The organism is Nostoc sp., from assembly GCF_054880495.1.
On record NZ_JBTYKD010000339.1, the window covers coordinates 1 to 8,153 of the forward strand.

Here is an 8,153-nt window from a genome sequence, read left to right on the forward strand (position 1 = left end):
CTAACTTAACTTTATATGCCAGAACAACAGCAGTGGACTATAGCAGCAACCGAACAACCCCCGGAATGGTTCATCGAAGCGGTGAAACAGCATACACCGGCATCAAGTGGAATATATGCGGCGCAATTGTTGTGGCAACGGGGAATTAAAGATGATCAACAATTAACAGCTTTTATTAACCATAAAACTTATAAACCAGCAAGTCCCTTTGAGTTTGGGCAAGAAATGCACCTTGCGATCGCCCGGTTGCAACAAGCAGATAACGCCAGAGAAAAAATTGCCATCTGGGGAGACTTTGATGCTGATGGGATTACCGCCACATCTGTACTTTGGGATGGATTAGGGCAATTTTTCAAACAAAATACTCAGTTAAGTTACTACATTCCCAATCGCCTGAAAGAATCCCACGGACTTAATAATCAAGGGATTGATAACTTAGCAAAACAAGGTTGTAAATTAATAGTTACTTGTGACACAGGTAGCACAAACATTGAGGAAATTATCTATGCCAAACAACTAGGCATAGATGTAATAGTTACAGACCATCACACCTTACCCACCGAACGCCCACCCGTCGCAGCTATTATCAATCCCCGCTATTTGCCAAAGGAACATCAGCTGTTTCATCTTTCTGGGGTAGCGGTAGCTTATAAGTTGGTGGAAGCATTATATCAAAGTCTGCCTAATGTGGCAAAACATCCGTTAGAGGATTTATTAGATTTAGTAGCAGTAGGATTAATTGCCGACTTAGTGCAGTTAAGTGGAGATTGCCGCTATTTAGCGCAGTTGGGAATTCAACGACTGCAAGCAGATTTTCAACAGCCAGCAGCAGCGCGGCGGCGTCCGGGGGTAGGGCGATTATTAGAATTGTGCCAGAAAAGTGGCGATCGCCCCACAGATATTTCCTTTGGTTTAGGACCAAGAATTAACGCCGTCAGCCGCATCCAAGGTGATGCCAGTTTTTGCGTTGAATTATTAACCAGTCGGGATGCCAAACGTTGTAACGAACTAGCCGAAGTTACAGAACTCGCAAACGCCCGCCGCAAATCTTTACAAAAAGATGTGCAAGCGCAAGTAGCACAAAAACTTACTCAATTAGACTTATCAACTACCAGCGTCATTGTCCTAGAAGATGCCCAATGGCCTGCGGGTGTATTGGGCTTAGTTGCCGGACAGGTAGCACAAGAAACAGGTCGCCCGACTATTTTGTTGAGTACGGAAGGAGCAGGGGAAGCAGGGGGAGATGAAGAAGGAATTTCTCCCTCATCCTCCTTATCCCCTCCCCTCGCTCGTGGTTCCGCCCGTTCGGTGAATTCTGTCGATTTATACCAACTGGTGAAAGACCAAGCACATTTGTTACATCGTTTTGGGGGACATCCCTTTGCAGCAGGTTTGAGTTTGTTGGTCGAGAACATTCCTTTATTTACAGCCGCAATTAATCAGCAGTTGCGGCAATCTTTAGGTAGTACAACTCTAACGCCAACGGTGCAAGCAGACTTGACGCTAACAGTCGCAAACTTAGGTAAAGAGTTATTTTTGGAACTGAAACTACTAGAACCTTGTGGAATGGGTAATCCTATTCCGAAATTGCTAATTCAAAACTGCTGGTTTGAAAATTCTTGGCATCGCAATCAGCAGGATTGGCAAGGGAAAAAGGTACAGTATATTAAAACCGAGTTTGACATTCGGGATGATTCCAGCAAAAGTGTTTTTCCTGGTATATGGTGGGGACACTACAAAGATGAATTACCCATAGGAAGGTGTGATTGCATAGCAGAACTAGACTACAACAGCTTCAAAAAACGTTATGAAATCAGATTAATTGGCGTGCGTCCTAATGTTAACTCAACACTCACCACTCAGAACGGCCTAAACAACAGCTATCCGCTAACACCACTCATCTTAGACTTACGGAATCAGGAACACTCAGCACGGGCTAAACAACAGCTATCCGCTAACAGCACTCAGCACTCAGCACTGATGATTGAAGATTGTCCCACAAATTGGGATGATTTACGCGCGTGGTTGCGGCGATGTCTAACGATAAGCCGCTCTACATCTGGGCTTGACAATCAGCAACAATTAGCGATCGCTTGGTCTAAACCTAACCCTCAACCACCCAATCAAATTTGGCTGACTCTTGTCGGAATTGCCAAATATCTCAGTCGCACAAATCAACTAGTTACCCGCGTCCAACTTTTAGAAAAAATCGGCATCAGCGACCAAACCTTACTTGTAGGAATCAAAGCTTTAAAAGATTTAGGTTTCACAGTCAAACGACAAGACCGCTATTTGCAAATCACCTGGCATCCAAGCGATAATGCAGAAAACTTTGCCGACGCAGCAGTTGCACGATTTTTAGCTGCTGTCCGAGAAGAACAATTTCAGCGACAGTATTTTGCCCAAGTGCCTTTATCTACTATTGTGGCGCTCGCCAGCTACAACAATGAGACATAGGGGATTTCCAAGAAATAAATTACTACTACTTGTGGGGTGGGCCGAAAAGCCAGTGGTGTCAACTTAGAGTCAGGGCGAATAGAATAGAGCCTCCGGCACGCTGACGCGAACGCGGCTATACAAGCTCTCGTCCACCTCTGTGGACTAAGGAACGTGGATTAAATAAAATGCAAAAGTTCATCCTGTATCTAGCTTCCCTGTCCAATATATCGGAGAGGGATTGAGGGTGAGGTAAGCCAGAGACATTAATTGTATGTTATTTAATTCTTATTCCTAAGAGAAAATCAAACTTTTATAACCCACGGAGGTGGGTTTTGTCTCATGTAGATTCTCCGGGTTTAATAAGTGATCGAGCGGACATCATATAAGTCCTTCAAATATAAAAAAAAGCCTGTATTCATTACTGAATCAGGCGTTTGAAGTTTTTTACTAAATTTGTACCGAGAACTTCAGTTTAATTACTGAATAGCGAATCCTTCAGGTCTGATCGCATCTTCCAAATCAACGCCCATCAGGTTAGCACCCTGGATGTTTGCATTTGTGAGATTTGTCTTTTCCAAGTCTGCGCCCTGTAGGTTAGCCGCTTGCAGGTTTGCTCCCATAAAGTTGGCTTTCTCTAGGTCTGCATCAAATAGGTTTGCTCCTAACAGGTTTGCTCCCAAAAGGTTGACCTTGCCTAAATCTGCTCCTTGAAAGTTAGCCCCTTGTAAGTTTGTTTGCTGTAAGTTAGACCTTTCTAAGTCTGCATCTTGTAAGTTAGCACCCTCCAAGTTTGCCGCTTGCAGGTTTGCGTCCTTGAGCGTTGCTCCAGTCAGGTTACAACCGACACATTCATTGGTTTGTAGTAAATGTCTCACGTTTTCTGCTACAGACACTATTGGAGATACAACCGGAGATATTGCTGGTGCTGCTAAAGACTCCATTGGTGATATATCTGGAGATATTTCTGGAGCTAGTTCAGATTCGGTAGGTATGGATGGTGTTAATGTTTGAGCTCTAACGCTGGGTTGGTCAAGCAGAGAAAATCCTGCTACAAGTACCAGAAATACTGCTGTGACAATCCACTGAGTTAATTTTTTAGAATTTGATTGATTCATTAGTTTCTTCCTATGATAATTCGCTGTGGTAGGTTTGCTTTTATAGAAGCCATCAATAATGTGCTTTACTCTCTACTTTAAATAAATTGATTCATAAGAGCAAATATTATTTTGATTCAAATTGATAAATTCAAGTGATTAAAAAATCTTTTTGGATAGCACCCATCAAGAATGTTGAGTTTTCCGAGCAGGTGCGTCACCGATAGCGTAGCGTTAGCGAGTCTTCTCCCAAGGGGAGATGCCAAGGGCGGAGCGTCACAGCCCACACTTCGACCCTTTGACAAGCTCAGGGCATCGCGCTGCGCGAACGGCAAGGCTCAGTGACCACCGTAGGTCTTACCCTGAGCCTGCGCCGAAGGGCATTGCTCCTATTGAAGAGATGCTAAGTGGTCGGTAAAATTTAAGATATTCTTGACCGCTAGCGTTCAACATCGGTTAATATAACTAATCGCGCTCTGGATTGAGGTTTAAAATTTACATTAATGTTTTATGTTTAACTTGTAATTATGCTAACCAGTGTTGACCGTTTATTATTTGTCCGGCGAGTCCCGATTTTTAAGGAATTGCGGGATGATTTTATTGTGCGGCTGACTTCAGTAATGAACGAATTGTCATTTCCAGCTAATTACACCATCTTTCGACAAGGAGAAGAAGGGCGATCGCTCTATATTGTCGTGTCAGGTCGAGTTAAAGTTCACATTGGGAATAAACAACTTGCAGAGGTGGAACAGGGAAAATACTTTGGTGAGATGGCAGTATTTGATACTCAACCTCGTTCCGCCACTGCAACGACTCTAGAACCTTGTGAATTTTTAGAATTGACGCAAGAGCAACTGTATGATGCGATCGAAGAAACTCCCGAAATTGCGGTGAATATCATTCGTGAGTTATCCCGTCTGATTCGCAGATTGAATGACGATATGAATGTAACGAATCCCCCACGGACAAATCCGGGGGTTTTTAGCAGGGAGTGAGAAATAACGGTTTGGTTCTTGTGGAGGTTGAAAAACAGTACTAAGTACAGTTTGGCGTAAAATCGTGGCGTTTTTAATGCAGGATAAGGCATTAACATTTCAAGGGAATGCATTGGTATTGCAGGGTATTGGAATTTTTTGTAGATAAAATTATATAACTCGATTGAGTACAACTTGGGAAGAAAAACTTCAACTGAGTCAGACTATTTTTTAACCTTAATATTGACAAATGATTCATTTATTGCTGTCGCTGACGTTTTTTCAAATATAACGCTAGATTTGACAGATTCTCATTTGACTTATGAGAGATGCTGTCCTCATAATGTTTGAAGCTTTTGTGCAATTTTCAAGACTATTGAAATATTTTATGACGTGACTTTAGTCGCGCCTCTAAAAACCTCTTCGTAGCTTTTTAGAAACTTGTTGTGGGTGCAATTTGCCATTGAGGGTGTTAAGGAAGTAGGGTGGAACAACAGAAATTATCTATTTGGATGTGCTTAACAGCAGTTGTATCAGTTTTTGTGAATTTTCCTGCTTATGGTGATGTAGAAAAAGTCAACACTGTGCAATGGAAAAAAGAGGCAATAAATTCAGAAGTACCGATCACAAATATTCCCCAACTGAGTGATATTCCACGTCCCCAAACCAGCGTCAAAGACTTGCTGGCGCAAGAGGTTCCACAAAATCAAGTCATACAACAAGTGACAGGTGTGCGCCTGAACTCAACTGCTAGTGGTCTAGAAGTCATCTTAGAAACTCCTACATCTAATCAGCTGCAAACCACAATCAAGAATGAGGGGAACACCTTAAGCGCTGTTATTCCTAATGCTCAACTGCGTTTACCATCAGGCAATTCCTTCCGGGCTGATAATCCTCGTGATGGAATCACGGAGGTAATGATCAGTAAACCAAAAAGTTTTTGAAAAAACAGCAACTACCAAATATTTTGTAGCTTCTGATACTTTTAAATCGCCAAACTCTAATCAGCAGACATAGCAGTAATAATAATTACTTATGTTTATCTGCTTTGTAATTTGTTGACCTTAACCCGACGGAAGATAAATAGCTTCAACTACTTGATATTTACGCTGTAGAGCTTGAGATAAAAAGGCTAACATCTGTTTGATTGTGAAAAATGTGCGATAAATTAATCGGCTGCCCTTCCTCTTATGACTGATTCTGCGCCAAAGGAGATTCACCCAAATATTCACTAAAAGAAAGGAGATACCAACAAATAGTAATCTGAAAGCAGGATTTTTATTATTAGTTTTAATTCGACAAATATTTTTGAGCCGATAGCTAGTTTCAATTCCAAATCTTTTCCGATAATCTTGATAAATGTAATCTAAATTAGTGTTAATTTTATATATAACATAGACAAAGTATTGAACTCTACGTTGATTACTCTTTCCTTTTCCTTTACGATACTTACAGATAATACCTAAATTAAAAGTTACTGAATCATCTTTACTAAAGAGTGATTGTATAACTAGTTTTATAACTTTTCCTGCCTTTGAGAAATTGTTTAATTCCTCCTTGCTTCCCCGTCTTAATAGCAGGCATAAGAAAGGGCATATCTAATGCTTGTAGCCACCGAATTACTGGAGTATTAAAAAACCCTCTGTCTAAATAGAGTTTTTTGACATTAATTTTGAGAGAGTCAAGCTCTGCTAATAAATAAGTAATGATAGCAACACTAGTATCTAGCCGACGAACCCCTCTAACAGCAAGAGTTACACGCTTATTCTTAGTAATCACATATAAAGTTGCGTAAGCCTAAAATGAATGAGTGCCGGATTTTACTTGACTTCGATATATATAGGGTAATTCCTCTAATGTTGGCTTACCATAATAACAAATTAAATTTAAATCAATCGCTATTTTTAAACACCCTTTTTTTAACCCTAAAGGAATTCGACTTTTCAATGCAAGATTAATTTGTGACTCTAATTCCGCAAAATTATTAATTTTCTTTAGATGATACCTAACATCGTTGGCTGTGGGAACATTTTTTAATAATTTAGCTGTATTCTCAATGCTATCTCCACTACTTGCTGCTTTTAGAAGAATCTCAAATAAAGTTTGTTGGTCACATACTCCTTGAGTTTTAATAGAAAAATTTTCTATTAAACATCCAATCACCTCATCTAGGGTTTCTGAGTCGGTTATTGCCAGTTCTTTTAATGAAACAGCCAAATTTCTTCAAGCCAATGTACTACACACCACTCTCATCATTTCATCTTTTGAAACCTTTTATAGCAATATTAATTTTACTTATATAATAGGTAGCCTATAGCACTGTACTTTACGTAGCTGCAATTAGCGATCGCTCTTTGAGGAAAACTTTTTGGTTTACTGATGATAGTGAATCAGAATGCTAATAGCATTTTGGTGACAGTGAAGGGTTGTACGAGTGTGCCAAAAGTCGAGCTATTTGACAGCAACCAAGGTCTGATTTTCCCCCTGACACCAACTGCATCCTCCTCACAACAACAAACAACAAATCAAGGTCAAAAACCGATTGAACTGCTGGTGACGGGCGAACCGGAAGATAGTTACAAAGTACCCAACGCCAGCACAGGAACCAAGTTTTCGATACCACTGCGCGACATTCCTCTGTCAGTTCAGGTGATTCCGCGTCAGGTGATCGAGGATCGGCAGGTGGTGCGTCAAGACCAGACTCTCTTCTCTATCGGCTGAATGCTTCATATGAAAATTCAGGTAGCTACCGTGATTTTATTAACAATGAGAATTTCTTACTCGCACCTGCTTTGACCTGGCGAATTGACAAAAGGACAACTTTCTCTACCCAAGTCGAATATCAACGCTCCAATTTCGCCTTTGATAGTGGACTCCCACTTGTACCTCAATCATTACAACTCCCCATCAACAGGTCTCTCTCAGAACCAAGTTTAGACAACAGCCACTTGGATTCAACCTCGATTACTTATACCCTTGAACATAAGTTTAGTGACAACTGGAGCTTTAAGCAAGGGTTTAACGCGCTTCTAGCTAACCTAGATTTAGGCTCTTACATATATTACTATTCACCAACTCTGAATGCCAATGGCACAATCAATCGTCTTGTCTTAAAAGGGCCAGAACAAAGTGAAAACTATACATTCCTGAATGAATTATTTGGCAAGTTTGACACTGGCTCAATACATCACAATGTTTTAATTGGAGTAGAGCTATATAGAAGAGAATTAAGCACTAATTTTGCCGGTGCATTCCTCGCTCCAATTAATATTTTTAATCCAGTGTATGGAGCGCAACCAGGTTCCTTCAGTTCTCAACTTGGACTTGCTGGGCAACATGGTGCAGATGACATAGGAGTTTATGTACAGGATTTGGTCGAGATTCTACCTAACCTGAAACTTTTGGTAGGTGGTCGCTTTGATTCAAGTAACTCATCTGCCAAAGACAGTAGATCGAAAACTTTTGTAAGTTTACAGAAGAATAAGGGTTTCAGCCGATGGTTTGGGACTAACACAAGCGTTCATTTGCGATCGCAGCAGAGTTAACTGGAGTTTAGACTAGTTCCCGGTGCGAAACTAAATTTTCAAAAAATGACGATATGGATTTAAGCTATTTCCAGCAACCTCAGCTAAGGTTTTTAGGCTTT

General features: G+C 40.8%; 6 protein-coding genes and 1 pseudogene. 5 read left to right on the forward strand and 2 right to left on the reverse strand.

Translation table 11 applies throughout. The features are described 5' to 3' along the window. Nucleotides 1-15 precede the first annotated feature (15 nt). The gene (gene recJ, locus ACYTXL_RS29450; RefSeq protein ID WP_461927732.1) at nt 16-2,457 is read left to right on the forward strand and encodes a single-stranded-DNA-specific exonuclease RecJ; all 2,442 of its coding nucleotides are present in this window, start codon (nt 16-18) and stop codon (nt 2,455-2,457) included. 458 nt (nt 2,458-2,915) lie between these two features. Here recJ and ACYTXL_RS29455 read toward each other — a convergent pair whose 3' ends face one another. Further along, a complete protein-coding gene (locus ACYTXL_RS29455) occupies nt 2,916-3,554 on the reverse strand; it encodes a pentapeptide repeat-containing protein (RefSeq protein ID WP_461927733.1) in 639 nt (212 codons plus the stop codon). 506 nt (nt 3,555-4,060) lie between these two features. Here ACYTXL_RS29455 and ACYTXL_RS29460 point away from each other — a divergent pair. Both ACYTXL_RS29460 and ACYTXL_RS29465 read left to right on the forward strand, forming a co-directional pair. Beyond that, a complete protein-coding gene (locus ACYTXL_RS29460; protein WP_300422767.1) occupies nt 4,061-4,528 on the forward strand; it encodes a Crp/Fnr family transcriptional regulator in 468 nt (155 codons plus the stop codon). Nucleotides 4,529-4,992: 464 nt separating this feature from the next. Next, the gene (locus ACYTXL_RS29465; RefSeq protein ID WP_461927734.1) at nt 4,993-5,451 is read left to right on the forward strand and encodes an AMIN domain-containing protein; all 459 of its coding nucleotides are present in this window, start codon (nt 4,993-4,995) and stop codon (nt 5,449-5,451) included. A gap of 120 nt (nt 5,452-5,571) precedes the next feature. On the opposite strand, the pseudogene ACYTXL_RS29470 reads toward ACYTXL_RS29465, so the two are convergent. Beyond that, nucleotides 5,572-6,724: pseudogene (locus tag ACYTXL_RS29470) on the reverse strand (ISH3 family transposase). A gap of 162 nt (nt 6,725-6,886) precedes the next feature. Here ACYTXL_RS29470 and ACYTXL_RS29475 point away from each other — a divergent pair. Beyond that, nucleotides 6,887-7,228, forward strand: a complete 342-nt coding sequence (locus tag ACYTXL_RS29475; protein ID WP_461927735.1) for a hypothetical protein — start codon at nt 6,887-6,889, stop codon at nt 7,226-7,228. 71 nt (nt 7,229-7,299) lie between these two features. Next, nucleotides 7,300-8,052 (forward strand): TonB-dependent receptor domain-containing protein, encoded by a 753-nt coding sequence (locus ACYTXL_RS29480; RefSeq protein ID WP_461927736.1) that lies wholly within the window; start codon nt 7,300-7,302, stop codon nt 8,050-8,052. The last annotated feature ends 101 nt before the right edge of the window (nt 8,053-8,153 follow it).

Bases quoted from the DNA above. Each gene is read 5' to 3' on its own strand.
- recJ (WP_461927732.1), top strand. From the start codon at position 16: ATGCCAGAACAACAGCAGTGGACTATAGCAGCAACCGAACAACCCCCG.
- ACYTXL_RS29455 (WP_461927733.1), bottom strand. From the start codon at position 3,554: ATGAATCAATCAAATTCTAAAAAATTAACTCAGTGGATTGTCACAGCA.
- ACYTXL_RS29460 (WP_300422767.1), top strand. From the start codon at position 4,061: ATGCTAACCAGTGTTGACCGTTTATTATTTGTCCGGCGAGTCCCGATT.
- ACYTXL_RS29475 (WP_461927735.1), top strand. From the start codon at position 6,887: ATGATAGTGAATCAGAATGCTAATAGCATTTTGGTGACAGTGAAGGGT.